Origin of the sequence: Microbacterium sp. LCT-H2 (genome assembly GCF_001866135.1) — a bacterium.
Classification (GTDB): Bacteria; Actinomycetota; Actinomycetes; order Actinomycetales; family Microbacteriaceae; genus Microbacterium.
Genome location: NZ_MODW01000002.1, coordinates 591,087 through 617,461, shown reverse-complemented (window position 1 = coordinate 617,461; position 26,375 = coordinate 591,087). Strand labels below are relative to the sequence as shown.

The following is a 26,375-nucleotide window of genomic DNA, read 5'->3' as shown; positions in this document are numbered from 1 at the left end:
AGTCTAGTTGGCGAGCCGCCCGCCGCTCGGCGCGGCGCGGCCCGCCTAAGCTGGGCGCGTGAGCACGTTCCAGCCCCCTCGCCCGTGGATCGCCAGCTACGCCGACGGCGTTCCGGAGGACCTCGCCCCCGTCAGCGGCTCCCTCGTGGACATCGTCGCCGCATCAGCCAGGGACTACCCGGATGCCCCGGCCCTGCAGTTCTTCGGCCGGGAGACCACCTACGCGCAGCTGCAGGAGGCGATCGATCGCGCCGCGGCGGGGCTCCGTGATCTCGGCGTCCGCGCCGGTGACCCGGTCGCCATCGTCCTGCCGAACTGCCCGCAGCACATCATCGCGTTCTACGCCGTGCTGCGGCTCGGTGCGGTCGTGGTCGAGCACAACCCGCTCTACACCCCTCGCGAACTGCGCAAGCAGTTCGAGGACCACGGGGCCAAGCACGCGATCGTCTGGAACAAGGTCGTCGCGACAGTCCAGGAGTTCCCGAGCGACTTGGCCGTCTCGACCCTCGTGTCCGTGGACGTCACGCGCGCGATGCCGGCCCTCACCCGCTTCGCCCTCCGGCTGCCGGTCGCGAAGGCGAGGGAGTCGCGGGCTGCGCTGACCGAGCGCGTCCGCGGCACCGTGCTCTGGGAGTCGGTGCTCGCCGGTGACCCGATCCCCGCCTCGCATCCCCAGCCGGGCACGGACGACCTGGCGATCATCCAGTACACGTCCGGGACCACCGGCACGCCGAAGGGCGCCGCCCTCACGCACCGCAACCTCCTCGCCAACGCCGCACAGTCCCAGGCCTGGGTGCCGTCGATCCAGCGCGGCAAGGGCTGCGTCGTGTACGCCGTGCTGCCCATGTTCCACGCCTACGGACTGACGCTCTGCCTCACCTTCGCGATGTCGATGGGCGCGCGTCTGGTGCTGTTCCCGAAGTTCGACCCGGACCTCGTGCTCGACGTCGTCAAGAAGCATCCGGCGACGTTCCTCCCGCTCGTCCCACCCATCGCCGACCGGCTTCTCGCCGCCGCGAACGCCAAGGGCGTCTCCCTCGAGGGCATCGAGGTCGCGATCTCCGGCGCGATGGCGCTGCCGCACGAGCTCGTCGTCCCGTTCGAGGCCGCCACGCACGGCTACCTCGTCGAGGGCTACGGGCTGAGCGAGTGCTCGCCCGTCCTCATGGCGAACCCGGTCGCCGACAACCGGGTTCCCGGCACCGTAGGACTCCCTCTCCCGGGCACGGAGTGCCGCGTCGTCGATCCGGAGAATCCCACCGAGGACGTCCCGGCCGGTTCCGCCGGCGAACTCATCGTGCGAGGCCCGCAGGTGTTCTCCGGCTACTACGGCAAGCCCGAGGAGACCGAGGCTGTGTTCGTCGATGGCTGGTACCGGACGGGCGACATCGTCACGATCGACGACGGCGGCTTCGTGCGCATCGTCGACCGCATCAAGGAGCTCATCATCACCGGCGGCTTCAACGTCGCCCCGACCGAGGTGGAGAACGCGCTGCGCCAGCATCCGTCGGTCGCCGACGCGGCGGTCGTCGGGCTGCCCAGCGACCACTCGGGCGAAGAGGTCGTCGCGGCCATCGTCGTCGATCCCGGTGCCGACGTCGACGTGGAGGCGATCCGCGAGTATGCGCGCAGCATCCTCACGCCGTACAAGGTGCCGCGCCGCGTGTTCATCGTCGAGGAGCTGCCGAAGTCGCTGATCGGCAAGGTGCTGCGCCGGCAGGTGAAGGAGAAGCTGCTCGCACTCACCGCGGGCGGCTGAACGGGGCCGCACAGGTACCGGGTGGGCGGGCGCGCTACCCTTGGGAAGTGACCCCTGAAGAAGTGACCCCCGCCGACGCCCCCGACGAGTCCCCTGCAACCCCCGGATTCGAGGACCTCGGCATCACTGGGCCGGTCCTCAAGGCCATCAAGGATCTCGGCTACGAGACCCCGTCGCCCATCCAGGCCGCGACCATCCCCACCCTCCTCGCCGGCCGCGATGTCGTCGGCATGGCGCAGACCGGAACCGGCAAGACCGCCGCCTTCGCCCTGCCCGTGCTGGAGCGGCTCGACGTCGCGCAGAAGACGCCGCAGGCCCTCGTCCTCGCACCGACCCGTGAGCTCGCGCTGCAGGTCTGCGAGGCGTTCGAGTCCTACGCCTCCCGCATGAAGGGCGTGCACGTGCTGCCCGTCTACGGCGGTCAGGGATACGGTGTGCAGCTGTCCGCCCTCCGCCGCGGCGTGCACGTCGTGGTCGGCACCCCCGGCCGCATCATGGACCACCTGGCCAAGGGCACCCTCGACCTCTCCGAGCTCCAGTACCTCGTGCTGGACGAGGCCGACGAGATGCTGAAGATGGGCTTCGCGGAGGACGTGGAGCAGATCCTCGCTCAGACGCCGGAGGAGAAGCAGGTCGCCCTTTTCTCGGCCACGATGCCTGCGCAGATCCGCCGCCTCGCGCAGCAGTACCTCCGCGACCCGGAGGAGATCACGGTCAAGTCCAAGACCGCGACCAACACGAACATCACCCAGCGCTACCTCGTCGTCTCGTATGCGCAGAAGGTGGACGCGCTGACCCGCATCCTCGAGGTGGAGAACTTCGACGGGATGATCGTCTTCGTCCGCACGAAGAACGAGACCGAGACCCTGGCCGAGAAGCTCCGCGCCCGCGGGTACTCCGCCGCCGCGATCAACGGTGACGTGCCGCAGGTGCAGCGCGAGCGGAGCGTCAACCAGCTCAAGGACGGCAAGCTCGACATCCTCGTCGCCACGGACGTCGCCGCCCGCGGCCTCGACGTCGAGCGCATCAGCCACGTCGTCAACTTCGACATCCCCACCGACACCGAGTCGTACGTGCACCGCATCGGACGGACCGGACGGGCCGGAAGGACGGGCGACGCGATCAGCTTCATCACCCCGCGCGAGCGCTACCTGCTCAAGCACATCGAGAAGGCGACGCGTCAGCAGCCCACGCAGATGCAGCTGCCGAGCACCGAGGACGTGAACACGACGCGGCTCGCCCGCTTCGACGACGCCATCACGACCGCACTGTCGGAGACGTCGCGCATCGACGCGTTCCGCGACATCATCGCCCACTACGTCCGGCACCACGACGTGCCGGAGGGCGACGTCGCGGCCGCTCTCGCCGTGGTCGCCCAGGGCTCCACGCCGCTGCTCCTCGACCCCGCAGACGACGCCCTGTCGCAGGCGGTCGCCGCCGACAACCGTCCTCCGCGCGAGCGGCAGACGCGGGAGCCGCGGGAGCCCCGGGAGCGTCGCGGGCGCGGCGACTACACCCCCTACCGGATCGAGGTGGGACGGCGGCACCGCGTCGAACCGCGGCAGATCGTCGGCGCGCTGGCGAACGAAGGCGGCCTGGGACGCGACGACTTCGGCGCGATCAACATCCGTCCCGACTTCTCGATCGTCGAGCTCCCGGCGAACCTCGACTCCGCCGTCCTCGACAAGCTCCGCGACACGCGCATCTCGGGACGCCTGATCGAGATCGCCCCCGACCGTGGGCCCGGGGCGCGCCGCGGGTCGTCCTCGCGCGACGGCGACGGCCGTGGCCGACCGCCCCGCTACGACCGGACCGATCGGCGCGACCGCCACGATCGCCCGGCGCCCCGCGACCGCGAGGAGAAGCCCTTCCGTAAGCCCCGCCACAAGGCTTGAGCGGACCGACAATGCGCATCGACCGCGCCGGCAGGGAGGATCTGGCCGCGCTCGCCCAGCTCAAGTGGGAGGACGTGCCCGCGGACCTGACGGCCGGTCGGTCGCTCGACGCCTTCACCGCCGAGCTGGGCGACTGGTGGCGGGCCCACGACCGCACCCACGTGGCCTTCGTCGCGCGTGGCGATGACGACGACCGCATCGTCGGCGCGGCGTGGGTCGCCCTCGTGCCTCGCGTGCCGCGGCCGGGTGCTCCGCACCGCCTCTCCGCGGACATCCAGAGCGTCTTCGTCCTTCCCGAGCATCGGGGACGAGGAGCGGGGCGCGGTCTCATCGCCGCGGCCTGCGCTCACGCAGTCTCCGTGGGCGCCGAACGGATCACCGTGCACTCGAGCGAAGCAGCCGTCGGGCTCTATCAGGAGCTGGGGTTCGCGGACTCCCCACGGCTGCGGCAGTTCCTCGCTCCCACCACGGCGGCGCCGGAGAGCGCCTGATCCTCAGTCCAGCGCCGCAGGCCCCTCGGTGACCAGGACGTGGAACTGCGCGGCGTCGAGGATGCGGACACCGAGCTCCTCCGCCTTCGCAAGCTTGGAGCCGGCTCCCGGCCCCGCGGCCACGAAGTCCGTCTTCTTCGACACGCTCGAGGCCGCCTTTCCGCCGGCCTTGATGATCGCCTCCTGCGCCCCCTCGCGGGTGTACCCGTCGAGAGAGCCCGTGGCCACCACGGTGAGTCCCTCCAGCACTCCCCCGGCCGCGACCGCCGCTCCCGGTCCCGGGTGGCCCGGTGTCGCCCACTGCACGCCCGCCTCCGCCCACTGCTGGACGATCTCCTGGTGCCAGTCGACCTCGAACCAGGCGCGCAGGGAGTCGGCGATGATGCCGCCCACGCCCTCGACCGCCGCCAGCTCCTCGCGCGACGCGGCACGGATCGCATCCAGCGACCCGAACCACTGCGCGAGCGCCCGCGCGGCGACCGGTCCGACATGCCGGATGTTGAGCGCGACGAGGAGCCGCCAGAGGTCTTTGGTCTTCGCCTTCTCCAGCTCCGCCAGCAGGGTCAGCGCCTGGGAAGACGGCTGCGGACCCTCCAGACCCGACTTCTTCTCGGCCGCGGTCGGGTTCCGTCGGAACGGCGCGCGGGTCTTCACGAGGCCGTCCTCGTCCTCGCGCGGCAGACCCGTCTCCGCATCGCGCACGACGACCTCGATCGGCACGAGCTGCTCCAGGGTCAGGGCGAACAGCCCCGCTTCCGTGATCAGGGGAGGCTCCGCCGGGGACGTGGGCTGGGTCAGGGCCGCCGCCGTCACCTCGCCCAGCGCCTCGACATCGAGGGCTCCCCGCGAGCCGATGTGCTCGACGCGTCCGCGCACCTGGGCGGGGCACGAGCGGGCGTTCGGGCACCGGAGATCGATGTCCCCCTCCTTCATGGCGCGCAGCGGCGTGCCGCACTCGGGGCAATCGACGGGCATGACGAACTCCCGCTCGGTCCCGTCCCGCTTCTCGACCACGGGGCCGAGCACCTCGGGGATCACGTCGCCTGCCTTGCGCAGCACCACGGTGTCGCCGATGAGGACGCCCTTGGCCTTGACCACGTCCTTGTTGTGGAGCGTCGCCTGACGGACCACGGATCCGGCGACGTGCGCCGGCGCCATCACCGCGAAGGGCGTCGCACGACCGGTGCGACCGACGGAGACGACGATGTCGAGGAGCTTCGTCTGCACCTCCTCCGGCGGATACTTGTACGCGATCGCCCAGCGGGGCGCCCGACTCGTCGCTCCCAGCTCGTCATGCAGGTCGAGCTCGTCGACCTTGACCACGATGCCGTCGAGCTCATGCTCGATGTCGTGCCGATGCTCGCCGTAGTACTCGACGAAGGTGACGACGTCGTCGATGCTCCGGCACACCTTCGTGTGCGGGCTGGTCGGCAGGCCCCAGGCCGATAGCAGCTCGTACACCTGGCTCTGGGCCGCGACCGGCGGGTTCGTCCAGGCACCGATGCCGTGCACGTACAGCGCGAGCGACTCGATGCGCAGCAGCCCCGCTTCCAGCTCCAAGCCGTCCTTCTTGTCGATCTGCTGCCGCAGGCCGCCACTGGCCGCGTTGCGGGGATTCGCGAAGGCTGGGAAACGCCGTGCCGCCGCGGTGCGCGCCTTCTCCTCGTCGAACGGCTTCTTCGCGCCACCCCTGGCCTCCCAGCGCGCGAGGGCGTCCGCATACGCGCGGTCTCGGAACGCCGCCTGCGCCGCGTTCAGCCGCTCGAACGCGGCGACCGGGATGAAGACCTCTCCGCGGACCTCGACGATCGGCGGGTGCCCCTCCCCGGCGAGCCGTTCGGGGATCTCCGGGAGCCGGAGCGCGTTCTCGGTGACGATCTCGCCCACCCGGCCGTCGCCACGGGTCGCGGCCGATGTCAGCACGCCGTTCTCATACCGCAGGTTGATCGCGAGGCCGTCGATCTTCAGTTCGGTCAACCAGTCGACGTCCCGCCCGGCGGCGGCCCGCGTCTTCTGCGCCCATTCGCGCAGCTCCTCGATGGAGAAGACGTTGTCGAGGCTGAGCATCCGCTCGGCGTGCTCGATCGTCGCGAGCCCGGTCGCCTCCGCGGCGCCGACCATCTGCGTCGGCGAGTCCTGCCCCTGCAACTCGGGGTGCAGGCGCTCGAGCTCTTCCAGGCGCCGCATCCAGCCGTCGTACGTGGCATCGTCGACGAGTGAGGTATCGCGGCCGTAGTACGCGTCCTTCGCCTCGAGGATGCGGGTGGTCAGCTCCTCGGCCTCGCGGCGGGCGTCTTCCAGTGAGATGTTCTCCGGCACTCCGTCAGTCTAGGAGCGGCGACCGACATCCGCCCGGATCAGACGCCGACCGGGACCGCGGAGACGGTGGAATCGATGGTGAACTGCCCGAGCACGCGCGTGCCGATGTACAGCACGGCGGTCTGCCCGGGGGCGACACCGTCAAGCGGAGAATCGGGCACGACGCGGACGCCCTCCGTCGTGACGGTGGCGGTGGCGGGTACCGGCTCGGCATGCGCACGGATCTGCACGTCGCACGCGAACACCGACGCGGTCGGCGCGGCGCCGGCCCAGCTGAGCCGCTCCCCCGCGATCTCGGCGATCGCCAGAGCCTCCTTCGGGCCGACGACCACCGTGTTCGACACGGGGCGCACCTCGAGCACGAAGCGCGGCTTGCCGTCCGCCGCCGGGACGCCGAGCTTGAGTCCGCGCCGCTGACCGACCGTGAAGGCGTGGGCGCCCTCGTGCGCACCGACGACGGCACCGGTGCGGTCGACGATCTCGCCGGTGGCCGTGCCGACCTTCTCGGCCAGCCAGCCCCGGGTGTCGCCGTCCGGGATGAAGCAGATGTCGTGGCTGTCCGGCTTCTGGGCGACGCTGAGACCGCGCTGCTCGGCCTCCGCCCGCACGAGCGCCTTCGACGGCGTGGTGCCCAGCGGGAAATAGGTGTGCGCGAGCTGATCGGCCGTGAGGACGCCGAGCACGTACGACTGGTCCTTCGCGTTGTCCGAGGCGCGGTGCAGTTCGAGCCCGTCCGGGCCATCGAGGAGGGTCGCGTAGTGCCCGGTGCAGACGGCGTCGAAGCCGAGCTCCAGAGCTCGCTCCAGCAGGGCGGCGAACTTGATCTTCTCGTTGCACCGCATGCACGGGTTCGGGGTGCGGCCGGCGCGGTACTCCGCGACGAAGTCGTCGATCACGTCATCGCGGAAGCGCTCGGAGAAGTCCCACACGTAGAAGGGGATCCCCAGGAGGTCGGCGGCCCGGCGCGCGTCGAGGGCGTCCTCGATCGTGCAGCAGCCCCGGCTCCCTGTGCGCAGCGTCCCCCCGGCGCGGGAGAGCGCCAGGTGCACGCCGACGACGTCGTGCCCCGCCTCGACGGCACGCGCGGCCGCGACGGCGGAGTCCACACCACCGCTCATGGCCGCAAGGATTCGCATGGGTCCAGTCTACGAGCGCCTGGCTGCGCGGGACCCGGATGCGCGCGCGTAGGCCTCGCCGATCGCGGCGAGCACCGCATCCACATCCTCGGTAGTGGAGGTGCGCCCCAGGGAGAAACGCAGCACGCTCCGGGCGTCCGTCTCGCTGCGCCCCATCGCCATCACGACGTGTGAGGGCTCGGCGACCCCCGCCTGACAGGCGGAACCCGTCGAGGCGGACACCCCGGCGACGTCCAGCAGGAACAACAGACTCTCCCCCACCGCGCCGGGGAAGAGCAGATGAGCCGTGCCGGGGAGGCGGTGATCGGGGTCGCCGAGGAGCTCGGCCGCCGGCACCCGCGCACGGATGCCCTCGACCAGGCGGTCACGCAGGTCGCCCACCCGGACGCCCTCGGCGGCCCGCTCACGCTCGGCGAGTTCGAGCGCTGTCGCCAGCGCCGCCGCTCCCGGCACGTCCTGGGTGCCCGCGCGCAGACCCCGCTGCTGGCCGCCACCCCTCAGAAGTGGTGTCAGCCGGGCCGACCGCGCCACCACCAGCGCCCCGACGCCGACCGGCGCTCCGACCTTGTGTCCGGCGATGCTGAGCGCCACGAGGCCCACGCCGTCGTCCGCATGGCCGCGGAGATCCCGGAAGGACAGCGGCAGGTGTCCGAGCGCGGCGACCGCGTCGAGGTGCAGCGGGACTTCGGCGTGCGCGGCCGCAGCAGCGACGGCGGACGCGTCGTTGATGGTTCCGGTCTCGTTGTTCGCTACGAGCGCCGTCGCGAGTGCTGCCCCGGGAAGGGCCGCTGCGAAGCGGCCCTCGTCGATCCGCGCCTGCGGAGACAGCGGAACCGCGCGCACCTCGGCGCCATCCGCCACCAGGGCTGCGACCGTGTCCATCGTCGCGTGATGCTCGCCGTCCGGCACCACGACAGCGGTCGTCTCCGGACGACGCGAGTGCCACAGTCCCTGGAGGGCGAGGTTGATCGACTCGGTACCGCCGGAGGTCAGCACCACTTCGATCGGGTCGGCCCCGAGGACCGCCGCCACGCGCTCCCGCGACTCCTCCAGCACCCGGCGCGCGTCCTGCCCGGCGCCGTGCGTCGACGAGGCGTTGCCGACGACGACCGATGCCTCCAGCCACGCGTCCCTGGCCTCCGGGCGCAGCGGGGTGGTCGCCGCGTGGTCGAGATAGTGCCGCATGCTTCGATTCTCCCCGATCCGTGCCCCGAACGGTCCGTCTGCGCGTGAGACCGGGTGCGTCCTGTCATGAGACTGAAATGCAACACGTTTAGGGTGTATCCATGTCTTCGTCCCTCGACTCCGTCGTGCCCGGTGGGGCGATCCTCGACAACCTCGGCGTCCGGCTGCACGACGGCATCGGCACGCTGCGGGTCTGGTCGCAGAACGCCTCCGCCGTCGAGCTCGTCGTCTTCGACGCGACGGACCTCGACTGGGTCGTCGACCAGGCCCCGCTCGAACGGCGGCCCGGGGGCGTCTGGGAGGTCACGACGCCGTTGCTGCAGCCCGGAGTCCGCTACGCGCTCCGCGTCGAGGGCCCGCACGGGCCCGGCAACACGTTCAACCCGGAGACGCTGCTTCTCGACCCGTATGCGCGGGGCCTCGCCCAGGGACACGGCTACCAGGAGTGGCGGGCCGTGGTCATCGAGGACGGCTTCGACTGGGGCGATTCGACGAAACCGCGCGTCCCGACGGACCGCACCGTCATCTACGAGGGCCACCTGAAGGGACTGACCAAGCGGCACCCCGACATCCCGCCCGCGCTGCACGGCACCTACGCGGGGCTCGCGCATCCGGCCATGATCGAGCACCTCCACACCCTCGGGGTGACGTCGGTGGAGCTGCTCCCCGTCCACGCCTTCGTCCCGGAACCGCGACTGCTGGAGCGGGGGCTGACGAACTACTGGGGCTACAACACGCTCAACTTCTTCACCCCGCACGCCGCCTACGCGACGGAGGACGCCCGGAAGCGGGGACCAGAGGCGATCATCGCCGAGTTCAAGGGCATGGTCAGGCTGCTGCACGAGGCCGGCCTCGAGGTGATCCTCGACGTGGTCTACAACCACACGTCGGAGGAGGGGATCGGCGGACCGCGCTCCAGCCTCCGCGGGATCGACAACGCCCGGTACTACCGGCAGGACGACGCGGGCGTGTACGTCGACACCACCGGATGCGGCAACACCCTTAACACCGCGACCGATGCCGGAGCCCGGCTGGTGCTGGACTCGCTCCGGTACTGGGCGGAGGAGATGCAGATCGACGGGTTCCGCTTCGACCTGGCGACGGCGATCGCCCGCGACGGCGCACACACCTATACCCCAGACCATCCGCTTCTGCAGGCGATCGCCGCCGATCCCGTCCTCGCGGAGACCAAGCTCATCGCGGAACCCTGGGACGTCGGTCTGGGGGGCTGGCAGACGGGCAACTTCCCCGCGGGGTGGCACGAGTGGAACGACCGGTACCGCGACCGGGTGCGCAACTTCTGGCTCAGCGACATCGACTACGCGCGGCGGGCCTCGGCACCGGTCGGGATCGGGGGCTTCGCCACCCGCCTCGCCGGATCGTCGAACACCTTTAGCGAGGAGCGCGGACCCCTCGCGAGCATCAACTTCGTCACGGCGCACGACGGGTTCACGCTGCACGACCTCGTCTCGTACGACGTCAAGCACAATGAGGCCAACGGCGAGCACAACCGCGACGGCGCCGACCTCAACCGATCCTTCAATCACCGCGTGGAGGGCCCCACGGACGATCCAGCGATCCTCGCCGCCCGGCGGAAGGCCATGCGCAACCTGCTCGGCACCCTGCTGCTCTCGGCCGGCATCCCGATGCTCACCGCCGGGGACGAGGTGGGCCGCAGCCAGCGCGGCAACAACAACGCCTACGCACAGGACTCGCCGCTGTCGTGGCTGTCCTGGGAGTTCGAGCCCTGGCAGGAAGACCTCCGGGCGCACGTCGCGCGCCTGGTGCGGCTGCGTCAGGAGAACCCGGCGCTGCGTCCGAGCCGGTACGCGCGCCTGGGCGAGCACATCCCGAACGCGTCGGTCATGGACTGGTACGACCAGGACGGCGCGACGATGGAACCGAACCAGTGGACGGATCCCGGCAACCGCACCCTGCAGTACGTCGCCGCGTCCACGCCGGACAAGGAACCCGCCAACCGCATCCTGCTGATCGTGCACGGGACGGAGGCGCCGATCGACGTGCGGCTGCCGGAGGAGATCGATGACGCCACGCGCTTCGTCTCCCTCTGGTCGAGCGCCGACGAGCGCCCGTCGGAGGTGGAGGACACGTTCGCGCCGGGCGATGTCCTGCCGATCCCCGGCACGTCCATGCGCCTGTTCCGGGTCGAGTGATAGCACGGTTCGGCGCCGGGGTCGAGCGGTAGGTTCCGACAGGCCCGAGCGGTAGATTCGGCATGTGACTGCACGTGCTGGAACCCGACCCACGGCTCTCCGGAGCCCCGTTCAGATCCCGACGCGCGCCGCCGACGCGGATCTCCCCGGAGCCCTGCGGACGACCCGGATCCCCTTGCTCGACGGTACCCCTGCGGTCCCCGGCGGGTTCCCGGCCAAGGCCTTCGCAGGCGAGGTCGTCCCCTTCCGCGTCGTGGCCTTCCGAGAAGGGCACGATCTCATCGGCGTGCACGTGCGACTGACGTCTCCGACCGGCGAGGAGAGCCTGCACCGGCTGACCGCCCTCGCGGACGGCACCGATCGCTGGGAAGCCGCGATCGCGCTCGACGCGGAGGGCGTCTGGCGGTACCGCTTCGAGGGATTCTCGGACGACTTCGCCACTTGGGCTCATGCTGCGCACCTCAAGATCGCCGCGGGAGTCGATGTCGAGGTGATGGCCGCCCTGGGCGCCGAGCTCCTGCAGCGCGCCGCCGCAGAGAAGGACCGCCCCGCGGCTCAGCGCACGCGGCTGCGCGCCCGAGCCGAGGAGCTCCGGAGAGGTGACGCCGCCACGACCGCTGCGTCGGCGGTCGACCCTGAACTCGCGGCGATCTTCCGCGACCGTCCCGTCACGACCCTGCGCTCCGCCTCCACGGAGCAGCTCCTCCGCGTCGAGCGCACCCGCGCGGGCGTCGGCTCCTGGTATGAGTTTTTCCCCCGCTCCGAGGGTGCCCGTCGCCTCACGGACGGCACGGTGCGCAGCGGCACGTTCCGCACCGCCGCGAAGCGCCTGCCCGAGGTCGCCCGGATGGGATTCGAGGTGATCTACCTCGTCCCGGTCCACCCCATCGGCACCACCAACCGCAAGGGTCGCAACAACACCCTCGTCGCCGAACCGGGCGATCCGGGCTCGCCATACGCGATCGGAGCGGCGGAGGGCGGACACGACGCGATCCATCCCGACCTCGGAACCCCGCAGGACTTCCGCGCCTTCGTGCGCGCCGCCCGGAAGGAAGGGCTGGAGGTCGCCCTCGATCTCGCCCTGCAGGCCTCCCCCGACCACCCGTGGGTCCGCGACCACCCGGAGTGGTTCACGACCCTGCCGGACGGGAGCATCGCCTACGCGGAGAACCCGCCCAAGAAGTACCAGGACATCTACCCGCTGAACTTCGACAACGATCCGGAAGGCATCGCGGCCGAGATGCTCCGGATCGTCCGGCACTGGGTGGGCGAGGGCGTCCGGATCTTCCGCGTGGACAACCCGCACACCAAGCCGCTGCAGTTCTGGGAGTGGCTGATCGCGACGGTCAATGAGACGGATCCTGACGTCATCTTCCTCGCCGAGGCGTTCACCCGACCCGCCGTGATGCGTGCGTTGGCCGCGGTGGGCTTCCAGCAGAGCTACAGCTACTTCACCTGGCGCAACACCAAGCCCGAGCTGGAGGAGTTCCTCACCTCGATCTCCCACGAGACGGCCGACTACATGCGTCCGAACCTCTTCGTGAACACGCACGACATCCTCACCGAGTACCTCCAGTTCGGCGGTCGCGCGGCGTATCGCATCCGTGCCTGCATCGCCGCGATGGCCGGGCCCGTGTACGGCGTCTACGCCGGCTACGAGCTCATCGAGAACGTGGCCCGCCCAGGTTCCGAGGAGAACATCGACAACGAGAAGTACGAGTACAAGTTCCGGGACTGGGCGGGGGCCGAGGAACGCGGGGAGTCCCTGGCTCCGCTGCTCCGGCGACTGAACGAGATCCGTGCGGCACATCCGGCGCTGCGGCAGCTCCGCAACCTCGAACTGCACTGGAGCGACGACGACGCCGTCCTCGTGTTCAGCAAGCACCTCGACGCTGCCTTCACCGGCACCGGCAGGCCGGACACCCTCATCGTCGTGGCGAACGTCGACCCGCACTCGGTGCGCGAGACCACCGTCCACCTCGACACCACGCGTTGGGGCATCCCGCTCGGCGAGACCTTCGAGGTGGAGGATCTCCTGACCGGCAGTGTCTGGACCTGGAGCGACCACAACTACGTCCGGCTCGACGCCTTCGACGAGCCCGTCCACATCCTGAAGGTGAGGGAGCGCGCATGAGCCGCATCGAGGACACCGCCGACGCCGAGTGGGAAGCGGTCGCTGCCGCTCAGCATCACGACCCGCACTCCGTGCTCGGGGCGCACCCCGCCAAGGACGCTGCCGGCCGTACGGTCACCGCCGTCCGCGCCCGCCGGCCGCTCGCCGAGACCGTCGAGGCCGTGTTCGGCGACGGGAGCAGGCTCGCCCTGTCCCACGTCGCGCACGGCGTCTGGGAGGGCACGCACCCCGGACCGCCCCTCCCGTATCGCATCGCGACGCGCTACCGCGGCGAGGAGGAGACGGTCTCCGGTGACCCGTACCGGCATGCCCCGACGCTGGGCGATCTCGACCTGCACCTCATCGCCGAGGGCCGGCACGAGCGGCTCTGGGAGGCGCTGGGTGCCCATCCCCGCACCCAGGGCGACGAGCACGGCGTCTCCTTCGCGGTATGGGCTCCCGATGCATCGGCCGTCCGGGTTGTGGGCGACCACAACGGTTGGAACGGCGAGAGCCACGCCATGCGCTCGCTCGGGGCCAGCGGCGTCTGGGAGCTCTTCATCCCTGACCTCCCCGTCGGCACCCGGTACAAGTACCAGATCTGTACGCGGAGCGGCGCCTGGATCCTCAAAGCGGACCCGATGGCTCTGGCGGCACAGGTACCCCCGGAGACCGCGTCTGTCGTCACCGCGTCGTCCTACGTCTGGGCGGACGGCGCGTGGATGACCCGACGTGCCGCGACCCATGCCGTCGCGCAGCCGCTGTCCGTGTACGAGGTGCACGTCGGCTCCTGGCGCGGGGGCCTGGGGTACCGCGAGCTGGCCGATCCGCTGATCGCGCACGTGCAGGAGACGGGCTTCACGCACGTCGAGTTCATGCCGCTCGCCGAGCATCCGTTCGGCGGATCGTGGGGCTATCAGGTCAGCGGCTACTACGCGCCGACGAGCCGGTACGGCTCCCCCGACGACCTGCGGTACCTCATCGACCGCCTGCACCAGGCCGGCATTGGCGTGATCATGGACTGGGTCCCCGGGCACTTTCCCAAGGACGCCTTCGCCCTGGCGCGCTTCGACGGCCAGCCTCTGTACGAGCACCCCGACCCTCGCCGTGGCGAGCATCAGGACTGGGGCACGCTCATCTTCGACTACGGCCGGCCCGAGGTCCGCGGCTTCCTCGTCGCGAACGCACTGTACTGGCTCGAGGAGTTCCACGTCGACGGCCTCCGGGTCGATGCCGTGGCGTCGATGCTCTACCTCGACTACTCGCGCCGCGAGGGCGAGTGGGAGCCGAACATCCACGGCGGACGCGAGAATCTGGAGGCGATCCGCTTCCTTCAAGAGGTCAACGCCACGGCCTACCGGCTCCACCCCGGGATCCTCATGATCGCCGAGGAGTCCACGAGCTTCCCCGGCGTCACAGCGCCGACGGATCATGTCGGACTCGGGTTCGGGTTCAAGTGGAACATGGGGTGGATGAACGACTCGCTGCAGTACATCGGCAGAGACCCGATGTACCGAGCGCACCACGAGGGCGAGATGACGTTCTCGTTCGTCTACGCATTCGGCGAGAACTACGTGCTGCCGATCAGCCACGACGAGGTCGTGCACGGCAAGGGCAGCTTGCTGTCGAAGATGCCGGGCGACCACTGGCACAAGCTCGCGAACGTCCGCGCCTACCTCGCCTACATGTGGGGACACCCGGGCAAGAAGCTGCTGTTCATGGGACAGGAGTTCGGACAGCTCGCGGAGTGGTCCGAAGGGCGTGAACTGGACTGGTGGCTCCGCGAGCAGCCCTCCCACGCCCAGCTGCAGGACTTCGTCGCCGCGATGAACGGGGTGTACCGGGCGCAGGCGCCGCTCTGGGAGCGCGACAGCGACGGCTCGGGGTTCACGCGCCTCGGGGCCCCCAGCTGGGACCCGTCCGTGATCGCCTTCGAACGGCGGGACGCGCACGGCGGCCGTCTCGTCGTCGTCAGCAACTTCGCCGGCGTGGAGCGCACCGGGTATCGTCTCGGGCTCCCGCGCGAAGGCGTCTGGCAGGAGATCCTCAACTCCGACGCCGCCGTCTACGGCGGACGCGGTTCCGGCAACCTCGGGATGGTGATCGCGGAGCTCGGGGACGGAGGCGCTCCGACGGCCTCGATCACGCTGCCCGCGCTGTCCACGCTCTGGCTCCGTCATCAGCCGGAGCCGCACGTCCCCACCGTGAACAACGGCTGACGAGCGACCGGAACGATCGATCTGCGCGCGTGAGTCCGCGCAGATCGATCAGAACAGCAGCGAGGAGAGTCGGTTGCGAGCCGCGATCACGCGCGGATCGCTCGCGCCGATGAGGCCGAAGAGCTCGACGAGACGCTCACGCACGGGAGTGCGCTGGTCGGACGGCAGCTGCGCGAACAGGTCCAGGAGCCGGCCGAAGGCGTCGTCCACATGCCCGCCGGCGAGGTCGAGGTCCGCGACGTCGAACTGGGCCTGCACGTCCAGCGGAGCCGCGGCGGCCTCGGCCCGAGCCGTCTGCAGGTCGAGTCCCTGCACACGGTCCAGCAGGCGGACCTGGCCCAGGCCGGCGATGGCGTCTTCGTCACGCGGGTTCTCCGCGAGCGCCTTCTCATAGGCGGAGATGGCCGCGCGGTAGTCACCGCGCTCGATAGCGGAGAACGCCTCCGCGTGCAGTGGCGGCAGCTCGGGCTCGGCGGGAGGTTCAGCCTCCCCTGCCTCGGCGTCGCCGACCGGGAGCATCCCCGCGACGCCGTTCTGCGCGGCCACCTGCAGCAGCTGCGCGAAGACCTCACGCACCTGCTGCTCGGGGACGGCGCCCGTGAACATCGGCACCGGCTGGCCTGCGATGAGGGCGACGACCATCGGGATCGACTGCGCGCGGAAGCTCTGCGCGAGCTGCGGATTCGCATCGACGTCGACCTTGGCCAGGAGCACACGACCGCCGAGCTCCCTGGTCACCTTCTCGATGATCGGGCTCAGCTGCTTGCACGGCCCGCACCACTCGGCCCAGAGATCGACGACCACGGGGACGGTGCGGGACAGCTCGAGCACCTGGCCGAAGTTCTCGTCTGTCGCATCCATCACGACATCGGCCACCGGGGAACTCGAGGGGGCAGCCGTACCGCTCGCCGGCGCGGACGGACGGTTGCGCAGGCTGGACAGATCGACGGCACCACGCAGGGCCGCGGGAGACATCTCACTCACTTGATCACCTTCACGGACACGAGATCCTGACGAGAGGCCAGGAGACGGATCGGTTCGCTCGACCCCTGGGACGGGACGGCGAAGAACAGCTGGAACTCATAGGTGGTCTGGGCGCCCTTCGCGGACTCATTGGCCCCGGTGAGCGCCTTGGCCTCCTTGTTGTCACCGAAACGGATGACGACGTCGGAGGACGTGGGGGTGATCGTCTCGACGTCGAGGACGGAGACCGCGACGATGGCGCCGCTGTCCAGCGTCGTCATCGAGACCGGTTCCGCCGTCGTCGGCTTCATGTCGAACGCCGCCTTGGACGTTTTCGCGGCGCCGGCATCAGCGAGTCCCTGCACCAGGTTCTGCCTGCTGTCCCTGATCGACGTGGCAAGATTGAGCGCCAAGTCGTCGAACTGCCCGTACGAGGCACTCTTCTCGCCCTTGTCGACGACATCGGCGAACGCCGCCGCGACCTCGTTCGGCGGCACGGACAGGAAGGCCGAGTCTGCCGGGACCAGCGAGGTCCCGAGCCAGCTCGCGGCCACCTCAGGGAACACCGCATCCGCCGACATCTCCGCCATGGTGGTCACCTTGTAGTTGGACCAGGGGTCGGCCTGCGTCATGGTGAGCACCACCGGCGGCACGGTGTCGTCACCCGTGCTCTTCGAGAGCATGAGGACGGTGCGCGGCCAGCGGTCCGTCGCCTCGGGGAGCACAACTTCGACGTCGTCGGTGGGGATCGCGGCGGGCGCGGCACGATCCGGGAGCTTGGCGCGCAGGGCGTAGTCGGTGGTCCTCGTCGTCAGCGGAGCGCCGTCGAGACGGGTCGCCGCGAGGTCGAGGTCCTTCGCCTCGTCGGCCTGCACCAGAGTCTCGGAGACCTCGCGGAGGATCCGCTCGGCCTGTGTCTCGGTGACCGCCGGCGGCTTCTGGTTCTCGGGGGCGATCACGGTCGGCGTCGGAGACGGCGATGCGGAGGCGTCCCCGAACTCCGGCCAGGAGTCGGCTGTGCAGCCCGAGGCCAGCAGCGCGGTCAGACCGATGGCGGGGAGGGCGAGCAGGCGCCGACGACGCCTCGGGCGCTCGGCTCGCATCGTGCTCTTCCCGTCCTGCTCCTTCTCGTCGACGATCTCCGCGTCCTCCACGTCGTCCTTCCCCGCCGGTGTCGGCGACTGCGCCTCGTCCGCTGCCTCCAGGGCATCCCGTTCGGACGGCGGAAGGGCCGCCACGTCGATCGGCTGCGTCGAGGGAAGCGGTCCCGGACCCTTCCGGCGCGGACCCCGACCACGGCGCTGGTGGCGGATCGCGAGCACGTAGAGGACAAGCCCCACGAGGAGCACGAGGCCGCCGGCCGCCATGAGCGGTCCCGCCAACGGCGTCCGGGTGTCCAGCGGCCAGGAGACGACGATGTCGTCCGGCGCGTCCTTGGTGCCGTCGTAGGCGATCAGCACGCTGGTCCCTTCCGGGAGCTGCATGTTGTCGGTGGAAAGGAAGTTCTCATCGGTGAAGGAGTCGAGCCACAGATCGGAGCCGGCGGGGTTGCGACCCGCGGGTGCATCGGCGTCGGCTTCCGGCGACGCAGTCGCCGTGGCCTCGGGCGCCGGTGTCTCGGTCGACCCCTCGTCGTCCGCGGGGGCGACGTGGTCGACGACGAGTTCGTCGTCGTCCCCGACGGTCACATGGTTGTACTCCGAGTCGGAGAGCCAGGCCTCCATGTCGGCCGTGCGTCCGTAGCTGGTGAAGATCTCGCCCTCGCCGCGGATGAGCAGCTTCTGCGCGCCGGCGTTGATCCGCAGGACATCGCCGTCCAGGAGCACGAAGGGCGCAGGCTCCTCGATGTCGACGCGGGCTTCCTCAGACGAAGGGCCGACGAAGATGGTGCGTTGGGCGATCCCCGCACCGATCAGCACGGCAGCCAGCACGAAGGCCACCACGGCCCATACGAAACGCACGAATAGTCTCCTCACGCATCGCGGCTTCCCGCCCGCGACGCCATACTCGACATTTCAGACTAGCGAAGTCACCTGTGTGTTGACCACGAGGGCTCTCCCTCCTCCGTCGCGCGGCACGTCGGCGGCGCGTGGAGCCGCGGCATGGGTAGCCTTGCTGCAGCCGTACCGAGGAGCCCGCATGAAGATCCACAACCCGTTCCGCACCGCCCTCGTGGCGACACTGGGCGTGGGCCTCGGGATCGTCCTGATCAGCAGCGTGCAGACGCTGTCGACCGTGCTGCTGTACATCGGCACCGCGCTCTTCCTCAGCCTCGGACTCGATCCCCTGGTCACGTTCCTCGAGCGTCGACGCCTGCCCCGTTGGCTCGCGGTCCTCGTGACGATCGTCGCCGTGCTGGCCGTCTTCGTCGGGATCATCCTCATCGTGCTGCCGGTGCTGGTCGACCAGATCTCGCAGCTCATCGCCCAGATAACGGCGATCGTGCAGCGCGGAACGGCCATCGAGGACCTGCGGAGCTGGATCCAGGAGACGTTCCCCAACCTCCTCGTCGACGACGTCTTCGCGTACGTGGAGGACTGGCTGACGACCAACCTCGCAGAGATCGGCGGGTCGATCGGTCAGGGCGTGCTGATCGCCAGCGGCGCCGTGCTCAGCGGTGTGTTCGGCGCGTTCATCGTCCTCATCCTGACCATCTATCTCACGGCCTCGACGCCCTCGCTCAAGCGCGCGGTGTACCAGCTCGTCCCGGCGTCCAAGCGGGATCGCTTCATCGATCTCTCGGAGCAGATCACCGACTCGGTCGGGTACTACGTCATGGGCCAGGTCAGCCAGGGCGTGATCAACGGCGTCCTCAGCGCGATCTACCTGACGATCATCGACGCGCCGTTCCCCGCCGTTCTCGCGGTCGTCGCGTTCTTCTTCTCGCTCATCCCGCTGGTGGGCACCCTGACCGGCTCGACGATCATCGTCCTCGTCTGCCTCATCCCCGGCCTCGGCTCCCCCGGCACGGCCCTCGCGGCGGCGATCTACTACCTGATCTACATGCAGATCGAGGCGTACGTGATCTCTCCGCGCATCATGAGCCGCGCGGTCTCCGTGCCCGGCGCCGTCGTGGTGGTGGCTGCCCTCGCGGGAGGCAGCCTGCTGGGCCTGCTCGGGGCGCTCATCGCGATCCCGGTGGCCGCCAGCATCCTGATCCTCTACCGCCAGGTGCTCGTCCCGCGTATGAACGAACGATGACCAGGGCCGCCCGCGGCGTCAGTCCTCGGTCGACCAGTGGGTCGGCAGCGGCAAGGCCGACGGATTGACCGCGGCGACGATCTCTGTGAGCACCCGGCGCGTCTGCGTCTCCCCCACCCACAGATGCTTGCCTCCTTCGACGGCGATCAGCTGCGCCTGCGGGATCGTCGCGAAGCGCTCCCGTGCTTCCGCTGGGCGCAGGTAGTCGTCGAACTCGGGTACCAGGATGACCACGCGGTGGCCCGTCTTCCCCCAGGCGGCGACCTCCTCCGCCGTCGTGCGATGCAACGGCGGCGAGAGGAGGATGATGCCCTCGATGTCGTGGTCGGCACCGTACTTGAGGGCGAGTTCCGTCCCGAACGACCACCCGACGAGCCACGGACGCGGCAACGCGCGGTCACGGACGAAGCCCATGGCGGCCGCGACATCGAACTGCTCCGCCGCGCCGCCGTCGAACGTTCCCTCGCTGGTGCCGCGCGGCGATGTGGTGCCACGGGTGTTGAACCGCAGTACCGCGAGGTCGGCCAGTGCCGGCAGCCGCGCGGATGCCTTCCGGATGATGTGCGAGTCCATGAAGCCGCCGGCAGTCGGCAGCGGGTGCAGCGTGACCAGGGTCGCGACCGGGGCGGCGGCCTCCGGCATTGCGAGCTCGCCGACGAGCGTCAGTCCGTCCGCGGTGTGCAGCTCGATGTCCTCGCGACGCGCCGGAAGCTCCAGCGGTCCCCGGATCTCCATGGTCATGCGATCCTCCAACAGTGGTTGTGCCAGTGCCTGCGGTCGGCGAGAGCTGCGGCGTCGCCGAGAACACCGTCCGCGCGCCAGGCGACGAGGTGGGCGGTCCCGGGTTCGACGGACCGTCCGCAGCCCGGGCAGACATACGCTTTCTGCGCCTGGAGCGCGGAGACGGGCTGCACCGTCCACTCCACGCCTCGGCGGACCTCAGTGCGCTTCCAGCCGGCGAGGAGGCGCTCGAACGAGTCATCGCCCTCAGGGCGCGCGGAAGGACGTCGGCGTGAGCGGGGCATGGTGCCGCCTCACCACCAGTGGTTCGTGACCCAGAAGTTGTACGCGCCTGCCCAGCTGCCGTAGCGACCGGTGGCGTATCCGGTGGCCCAACGGAGATTGTCCACCGGGTTGTAGCCGTTGCCCGGCACCTTGCTGCAGGGCAGCGCTTGGACGAGGCCGCAGGCGCCGGAGGACGAGTTGGTCGCGTTGGGGTTCCAGCCACTCTCCCGCGAGACGATGTAGTCGACGTACTGCCAGTCGCCCTGCGCGATCCCGGCGGCAGCCATCCACTCCGCGGGAGCGCCGCCGCCGCTGTACGGCGGGAGCCCACCGCCACCGGAGGATCCGCCCTGCGAGTCGTCGGACGACGAGGACGTGGTCGCCGGGGCCGGCTTGGGCTTCGGCTTGGGCTTGGGCTTGACGTAGATGTCGAACGACCCGCGCTCGACCGGGGTGATCGCCGCCCCTTCCACCGTGACGGTGAGGTTCTGCGTGTCCGCCAGTGCCACCGCATACACGGAGTCCGGCGCCTCCGTGGCCATGGGCTGCGCCAGGGCGACCCCGGTGGGCGCGACCATCGCGGCGGCGAATCCGACGACCGCGAGAGAGCTGAAGACTCCGACGACACCGCGACGGCGAGACCAGCGGCGGGTACCGCGGGAGGCCGACGCGGACGTCGCTGCGGGTACCAGCGGGGCGTCGTTACGTTCGGGCATCATGTCGTTTCGGGAGTTCACGATGGAGGACAGTTTACGCATACCTGCCTGAAGAGGCCATCAGACGTGCTCAGCGGACCGCCAGGATCACGTCGATGGTGGCGTCCAGGAGCGCGTCGACCTGCTCTTCGCGGTAGCCGCCGCGCTGCATGCGGAACGCGGCGGACCGCAACTGCTCGGCCGACAGCGCATCGCCGTCCCGCAGGTAGCGGACGATGCGGGAGGTGACGTGATCGACCTCGTCGACGCGATAGCCGAAGGTGAGGAATCCGGTGCGGGCGAACCGGTGGCGACGCGGACGCGCCAGGTGGTCCAGGATCACCTGCGCGTCAGCCCTCGCCTGCTCCACCCATGCGCCCGCTCCGAGGGCGCGCACGGCGCGCTCCCTCTCGCGCGCGGCGAAGGCATCCTCGACGCGTCCGAGGGCCGCGTCGACGTCTGCCACCATGTAGCCCTCCTTGACGAGCGGGAAGGAGACGGTGCGCACGTCCTCGGCCGTGAGGTCGTCCGCACCGCTCTCGAACGCCTGTCGCGCCGACGCGAGGAACTCGTCCACCGCGGCGCGGTGATACCCCTTCGCGCGCCCGGTCGTGAGCGCGAACGCCGGCTTGGCCGTGTTCTGCACGGTAGCCTCGCGGCGGTCGTCATCCATCACAGCACCACTGTCGTTCATCACAGCACCAACCAGGGAGAGAGGAGGAAGTACAGGCAGAGGGCGGGGATCGTCGACGGCAGGATGCTGTCCAGCCGGTCGAGGAGCCCTCCGTGCCCCGGGAGCCACGAGCTCATGTCCTTGATCCCGAGGTCGCGCTTCAACATCGACTCGCCGAGGTCCCCGAGCGTCGCGGACAGCAGGATCGCGGCCCCGAAGATCACGCCGCCCCACCAGGGCAGGTCGAGCAGGAAGATCGCGAGCAGCACGCCCGCCACGAGCGACGCGACCACGGCGCCGGCGAAGCCCTCCCAGGTCTTCTTGGGACTGATCCGCGGTGCCATCGGGTGCCGCCCGAAGGCGAGTCCGGCCGCATACGCACCGGTGTCCGCGGCGACGGCGATCGCGATGAAGCTGAGCACCCACCATTGCCCGCCCTCCTGCTCGAGCAGGATGAGGGCCACGCCGGCGAGGAACGGGACGTACACCTGGACGAACCCGCCGATCACGGCGTCGGTGAGCACATCTCCGTACGTTCGGCCATCCTTGGCGACCATCTGGGCGAGCAGGCGCCAAACGATGACGAAGGCCACGGAGACGAACAGCATGACCCAGCTCAGCCACGGCTCGGCGAAGTACGCGGACAGGACCAGGAACGTCGCGGCGATCAGCTGCGGGACGACGTCGACCCGACGTCCGGCCGCTCGCAGGGCGCGGGAGAGCTCGTACACGCCGAGGAGTGCCGCAGCCAACGCGAACGGCACGAACAGCGCCTTGATGAACAGCAGCGAACCAAGCAGTGCCGCGCCGAAAGCGAGTCCGATGAGGATCGCGAGGATCAGATCGCGACCGGTGCGCTGCTTGATGCGCTCGTTCGCCTGATCGAGCTGATCGCGCGCATGAGAGACATGCGTGCCGAACTCATCGCGCGCCTGACGCCACTGCTCGCGGATCGCGTTGTGGTCGGCGGTGTCGAGGCGGTCTGCGGTGACGGGAGCTGCCCCCGGCGGCGCCGGGAGCGGTGGCCGCGGTGGCACCCGATCCGCGTCGAACGCCGGGAAGGCGGCGTCGCCGAGCGGCACGCCGCCGTCGGGAGCAGCCTCCGGCCGCTCCTCCCGGCGCGTCACCGGAGTGCCCTCCTCAGCGCCGCGCGATTCATCGGACATACGAGCTACACCTCGAGGAGTTCGGCCTCTTTGCGCTTGAGCGCGTCGTCGATGAGATCGACGTGCTGACGGGTCAGCGCGTCGAGCTCCTTCTCGCCGCGGGCGATCTCGTCCTCGCCGAGCTCGCTCTTCAGGCCGTCCAGCTCGTCCTTCGCCTTCCGGCGGATGCCGCGGACGTGGACCTTCGCGTCCTCGCCCTTCGACTTCACGAGCTTCACGTACTCCTTGCGGCGCTCCGCCGTGAGCTCCGGCATCGTGACGCGCACGAGGTTGCCGTCGTTCGTGGGGTTCGCCCCGAGGTTCGGCATGTCGCGGATGGCCTGCTCGATCGCCTTGAGCGCGGACTTGTCGTACGGCGTGATGATGAGCGTGCGCGCTTCCTGGTTCGCCAGCGAGGCGAGCTGCGCGAGCGGCGTCGGCGTGCCGTAGTAGTCGACCAGCACCTTCTGGAACAGCTGCGGGTTCGCACGACCGGTGCGCACCGTGGAGAAGTCCTCCTTGGCAGCCTCGACGGCCCGGGACATGCGGGTGGTGGTTTCAGCGAGGACGTCCGCGATCACGGTGGCTCCTATCGTCGGGGTGTTCTGGAAATTCTATCGGGAGCGGGCTCCCGTCCCGTGCAGGCGCTCAGGCGGTGACGAGCGTGCCGATGGGCTCGCCCAGGAGCGCCCGGGTGACGTTGCCCGCCGGCTCCATGCCGAAGACGCGCATGTCCATGTTGTTGTCCATGCACAGGCTGAACGCCGTCGAGTCGACGACCTTGAGCCCCTGCTGCAGCGCATCGCGATAGGTCACGCGGTCGATGCGCTCCGCGTCGGCGTGCTTGTTCGGGTCCGCGGTGTAGATCGCGTCGACGCCGTTCTTGGCCACGAGGACCTCCTGCGCGCCGATCTCCAGTGCGCGCTGCGCGGCGACCGTGTCGGTGGAGAAGTACGGCAGGCCTGCGCCGGCGCCGAAGATGACGACGCGGCCCTTCTCCATGTGCCGCTCCGCCCGACGCGGGATGTAGGGCTCGGCGACCTGGGTCATCGAGATCGCGGACTGCACACGCGTCGCGGCACCCGCCTGCTCGAGGAAGTCCTGCAGGGCCAGGGCGTTCATCACGGTGCCGAGCATGCCCATGTAGTCGGCGCGCCCGCGGTCCATACCCCGCTGGCTGAGCTCTGCGCCGCGGAAGAAGTTGCCGCCGCCGACGACGACCGCCACTTCGACCCGGTCGACCGCGGCGGCGATCTCCCGCGCCATCTGGCTGACCACGTCGGGGTTGACGCCGAGCTGACCGGCGCCGAACGCCTCTCCGGAGAGCTTGAGGAGGACGCGACGGCGTCCGGTGCGTTCAGTCATGGGGGATGTCCTCTCGTCCCGATTCAAGATAGTGCCTGGTGGGCATGAAGAAGGGGTTCGGATCGAGCGATCCGAACCCCTTCGACAGTGCTACGCGCCGACCTTGAAGCGCGCGAAGTCCGTCACGGTGATACCGGCGTCCTTCGCCACCTGGGCGACAGAGAGCTTGTTGTCCTTGGCGTAGTCCTGCTCCAGCAGGGCGACCTGCTTGATGAACGCGGAGACGCGGCCTTCGACGATCTTCGGCAGGGCGGCCTCGGGCTTGCCCTCGTTGCGGGAGATCTCGGTGACGATCTCGCGCTCCTTCTCGACCGCATCCGCCGGCACGTCCTCGCGGGACAGGTACGACGGGTTCGCGAACGAGATGTGCTGGGCGATGCTGCGCGCGGTCTCGGCGTCGTCACCCGTGTAGGCGACGACGACACCGATCTGCGGCGGCAGGTCCTTGCTCGTGCGGTGGAGGTAGACCTCGACGCTGTCACCGGAGACGGTGCGCACGCGACGGAGCTCGACCTTCTCACCGATGATGGCGGCCTCTTCCGAGATGAGCTGCTCGACGGTCTTGTCGCCCGCCGGAGCGGCGAGGGCGGCCTCGACCGAGTCGGCCTTCACGGCGGCGACGGCGTCGGCGACCTTGTCGGCCAGCGCGATGAAGCGCTCGTTCTTCGCGACGAAGTCGGTCTCGCAGGCGAGCTCGACGAGCGTCACGGCGCCGTCCTGCTCGCGAGCGACGACGAGGCCCTCGCTGGTCGAACGGTCGGCGCGCTTGGCGTTGCCCTTCGCACCCTTCAGACGCAGGATCTCGGTGGCCTTCTCGACGTCGCCGTCAGCCTCCTCGAGCGCCTTCTTGGTGTCGACCATTCCCGTGCCGAGCTGCTCACGCAGCGCCTTCAGGTCGGCGATGGTGAAGTTGGCCATGTGTGGTGGCTCCTTGCTTCGTTGTGTGGGTGTACGAGGGATTACTTGGCGTCTGCGGCCTCGGCGGCGGCGACCTCGGCGGTCTCCTCACCGGAAGCGGCGGCGATCGCCTCGTCGTGCGCCTGGGCACCGGCCTCGTCGGCGGCGGTGGCGTCGGCGGCCGGGGTCTCGACGACAGCGGCCTCGTCGTCCGCGGTCACGACCTCGGCAGCGTCAGCGGACTCCTGCACGGGAGCCTCGAGAAGCTCCTTCTCCCACTCGGCCAGCGGCTCCGCGTCGCCCGACTCCGGGTTGTGCTTCTGCTGCAGGCCCTCGGCGGCGGCGTCGGCGATGATGCGCGTCAGCAGCGACACCGAACGGATGGCGTCGTCGTTGCCGGGGATCGGGTACTGGAAGTCGTCCGGGTCGGCGTTGGTGTCGAGGATGCCGATCACCGGGATGCCGAGCTTCTTGGCCTCGTCGATGGCGAGGTGCTCGCGCTTGGCGTCGACGACCCAGAGGGCGGACGGCGTCTTGGTGAGGTTGCGAATACCACCGAGCGACTTGTGGAGCTTGTCCAGCTCGCGCTTCTTGAGCAGCAGCTCCTTCTTCGTGAAGCCGGAGGCGGACGGGTTCTCGTAGTCGAGCTCCTCGAGCTCCTTCATGCGGGCGAGACGCTTCGCGATGGTGGAGAAGTTGGTGAGGAGGCCGCCGAGCCAGCGCTGGTTCACGTAGGGCTGGCCGACGCGCGTGGCCTGCTCCGCGAGGATCTCCTGCGCCTGCTTCTTCGTGCCGACGAAGAGGATGGTGCCGCCGTGAGCGACGGTCTCCTTGACGAAGTCGTACGCCTTGTCGATGTAGCCAAGCGACTGCTGGAGGTCGATGATGTGGATGCCACTGCGCTCCGTGAGGATGAAGCGCTTCACCTTCGGGTTCCACCGACGGGTCTGGTGTCCGAAGTGCACGCCGCTGTCGAGCAGCTGGCGGATGGTGACCACAGCCATGGTCGTCTCCTGATTCTGGCGCGGGGCGCCGTTGAGGTTGTCATGCCGACCGGACGGTCGGACATCCTGGTGCCCGGCTCACACCCACCCGTTCGGAAACGGGACCTGCGGGAGTGGAAGCCACGACGGAGTCGCT

General features: G+C 69.8%; 21 protein-coding genes. 7 read left to right on the top strand and 14 right to left on the bottom strand.

Features of this window, described 5'->3' with window-relative positions:
- Positions 1–58 precede the first annotated feature (58 nt).
- From BK819_RS07340 to BK819_RS07330, 3 genes are read left to right on the top strand one after another with little or no spacing between them, the layout of a single operon-like run.
- Positions 59–1,759, top strand: coding sequence for a long-chain-fatty-acid--CoA ligase (locus BK819_RS07340; RefSeq protein ID WP_071328551.1), 1,701 nt, complete (start codon positions 59–61; stop codon positions 1,757–1,759).
- Between the two features lie 47 nt (positions 1,760–1,806).
- The gene (locus BK819_RS07335; RefSeq protein ID WP_371259827.1) at positions 1,807–3,654 is read left to right on the top strand and encodes a DEAD/DEAH box helicase; all 1,848 of its coding nucleotides are present in this window, start codon (positions 1,807–1,809) and stop codon (positions 3,652–3,654) included.
- Between the two features lie 11 nt (positions 3,655–3,665).
- Positions 3,666–4,145 (top strand): GNAT family N-acetyltransferase, encoded by a 480-nt coding sequence (locus BK819_RS07330; protein WP_071328549.1) that lies wholly within the window; start codon positions 3,666–3,668, stop codon positions 4,143–4,145.
- A gap of 3 nt (positions 4,146–4,148) precedes the next feature.
- On the opposite strand, the gene ligA is transcribed toward BK819_RS07330, so the two are convergent.
- From ligA to BK819_RS07315, 3 genes are read right to left on the bottom strand one after another with little or no spacing between them, the layout of a single operon-like run.
- Positions 4,149–6,464 carry an NAD-dependent DNA ligase LigA gene (gene ligA, locus BK819_RS07325; protein ID WP_071328548.1) on the bottom strand — a complete coding sequence of 772 codons (2,316 nt, stop codon included), beginning with the start codon at positions 6,462–6,464 and terminating at the stop codon, positions 4,149–4,151.
- Between the two features lie 38 nt (positions 6,465–6,502).
- On the bottom strand, positions 6,503–7,600 hold the full coding sequence (gene mnmA, locus BK819_RS07320) for a tRNA 2-thiouridine(34) synthase MnmA (RefSeq protein WP_083391694.1): 1,098 nt from the start codon (positions 7,598–7,600) through the stop codon (positions 6,503–6,505).
- Between the two features lie 9 nt (positions 7,601–7,609).
- Positions 7,610–8,785: a cysteine desulfurase family protein gene (locus BK819_RS07315; RefSeq protein WP_071328546.1), complete on the bottom strand. Its 1,176-nt coding sequence runs from the start codon at positions 8,783–8,785 to the stop codon at positions 7,610–7,612.
- Between the two features lie 101 nt (positions 8,786–8,886).
- On the opposite strand from BK819_RS07315, the gene glgX reads away from it, so the two are divergent.
- The 3 genes from glgX to glgB all read left to right on the top strand — a co-directional run bounded on the left by glgX (position 8,887) and on the right by glgB (position 15,291).
- Entirely contained in the window at positions 8,887–10,959 is a 2,073-nt protein-coding gene (gene glgX / locus BK819_RS07310; RefSeq protein ID WP_071328545.1) for a glycogen debranching protein GlgX, read from the top strand.
- Positions 10,960–11,023: 64 nt separating this feature from the next.
- The gene (locus tag BK819_RS07305; RefSeq protein WP_083391693.1) at positions 11,024–13,093 is read left to right on the top strand and encodes an alpha-1,4-glucan--maltose-1-phosphate maltosyltransferase; all 2,070 of its coding nucleotides are present in this window, start codon (positions 11,024–11,026) and stop codon (positions 13,091–13,093) included.
- Entirely contained in the window at positions 13,090–15,291 is a 2,202-nt protein-coding gene (gene glgB / locus BK819_RS07300; protein ID WP_143049261.1) for a 1,4-alpha-glucan branching protein GlgB, read from the top strand. Before BK819_RS07305 ends, glgB begins: the two co-directional genes overlap by 4 nt.
- A gap of 48 nt (positions 15,292–15,339) precedes the next feature.
- On the opposite strand, the gene BK819_RS07295 is transcribed toward glgB, so the two are convergent.
- Both BK819_RS07295 and BK819_RS07290 read right to left on the bottom strand, forming a co-directional pair.
- Positions 15,340–16,266 carry a tetratricopeptide repeat protein gene (locus BK819_RS07295; protein ID WP_371259836.1) on the bottom strand — a complete coding sequence of 309 codons (927 nt, stop codon included), beginning with the start codon at positions 16,264–16,266 and terminating at the stop codon, positions 15,340–15,342.
- A gap of 5 nt (positions 16,267–16,271) precedes the next feature.
- Positions 16,272–18,215, bottom strand: coding sequence for a glycosyl transferase (locus BK819_RS07290; protein ID WP_143049260.1), 1,944 nt, complete (start codon positions 18,213–18,215; stop codon positions 16,272–16,274).
- A 178-nt stretch (positions 18,216–18,393) separates the two neighbouring features.
- On the opposite strand from BK819_RS07290, the gene BK819_RS07285 reads away from it, so the two are divergent.
- Positions 18,394–19,455 carry an AI-2E family transporter gene (locus tag BK819_RS07285; RefSeq protein WP_071328541.1) on the top strand — a complete coding sequence of 354 codons (1,062 nt, stop codon included), beginning with the start codon at positions 18,394–18,396 and terminating at the stop codon, positions 19,453–19,455.
- A gap of 18 nt (positions 19,456–19,473) precedes the next feature.
- Here the strand turns inward: BK819_RS07285 and BK819_RS07280 are convergent, their stop codons facing one another.
- The 9 genes from BK819_RS07280 to rpsB all read right to left on the bottom strand — a co-directional run bounded on the left by BK819_RS07280 (position 19,474) and on the right by rpsB (position 26,239).
- Positions 19,474–20,190 (bottom strand): alpha/beta hydrolase, encoded by a 717-nt coding sequence (locus BK819_RS07280; RefSeq protein ID WP_071328756.1) that lies wholly within the window; start codon positions 20,188–20,190, stop codon positions 19,474–19,476.
- Between the two features lie 2 nt (positions 20,191–20,192).
- Entirely contained in the window at positions 20,193–20,480 is a 288-nt protein-coding gene (locus BK819_RS16975) for a hypothetical protein (protein ID WP_082750107.1), read from the bottom strand.
- A 9-nt stretch (positions 20,481–20,489) separates the two neighbouring features.
- Positions 20,490–21,197: a transglycosylase SLT domain-containing protein gene (locus BK819_RS07275; protein WP_256209412.1), complete on the bottom strand. Its 708-nt coding sequence runs from the start codon at positions 21,195–21,197 to the stop codon at positions 20,490–20,492.
- A 49-nt stretch (positions 21,198–21,246) separates the two neighbouring features.
- Positions 21,247–21,828 carry a DivIVA domain-containing protein gene (locus tag BK819_RS07270; RefSeq protein ID WP_071328540.1) on the bottom strand — a complete coding sequence of 194 codons (582 nt, stop codon included), beginning with the start codon at positions 21,826–21,828 and terminating at the stop codon, positions 21,247–21,249.
- Positions 21,829–21,848: 20 nt separating this feature from the next.
- Positions 21,849–22,994, bottom strand: a complete 1,146-nt coding sequence (locus BK819_RS07265; RefSeq protein ID WP_071328539.1) for a phosphatidate cytidylyltransferase — start codon at positions 22,992–22,994, stop codon at positions 21,849–21,851.
- A 5-nt stretch (positions 22,995–22,999) separates the two neighbouring features.
- Positions 23,000–23,554 (bottom strand): ribosome recycling factor, encoded by a 555-nt coding sequence (gene frr / locus BK819_RS07260; protein WP_071328538.1) that lies wholly within the window; start codon positions 23,552–23,554, stop codon positions 23,000–23,002.
- Positions 23,555–23,621: 67 nt separating this feature from the next.
- Positions 23,622–24,338 carry a UMP kinase gene (gene pyrH, locus BK819_RS07255; RefSeq protein ID WP_060922802.1) on the bottom strand — a complete coding sequence of 239 codons (717 nt, stop codon included), beginning with the start codon at positions 24,336–24,338 and terminating at the stop codon, positions 23,622–23,624.
- A gap of 90 nt (positions 24,339–24,428) precedes the next feature.
- A complete protein-coding gene (gene tsf, locus BK819_RS07250) occupies positions 24,429–25,256 on the bottom strand; it encodes a translation elongation factor Ts (protein WP_060922803.1) in 828 nt (275 codons plus the stop codon).
- Between the two features lie 41 nt (positions 25,257–25,297).
- The gene (rpsB, locus tag BK819_RS07245) at positions 25,298–26,239 is read right to left on the bottom strand and encodes a 30S ribosomal protein S2 (RefSeq protein ID WP_025103356.1); all 942 of its coding nucleotides are present in this window, start codon (positions 26,237–26,239) and stop codon (positions 25,298–25,300) included.
- Positions 26,240–26,375: the final 136 nt, after the last annotated feature.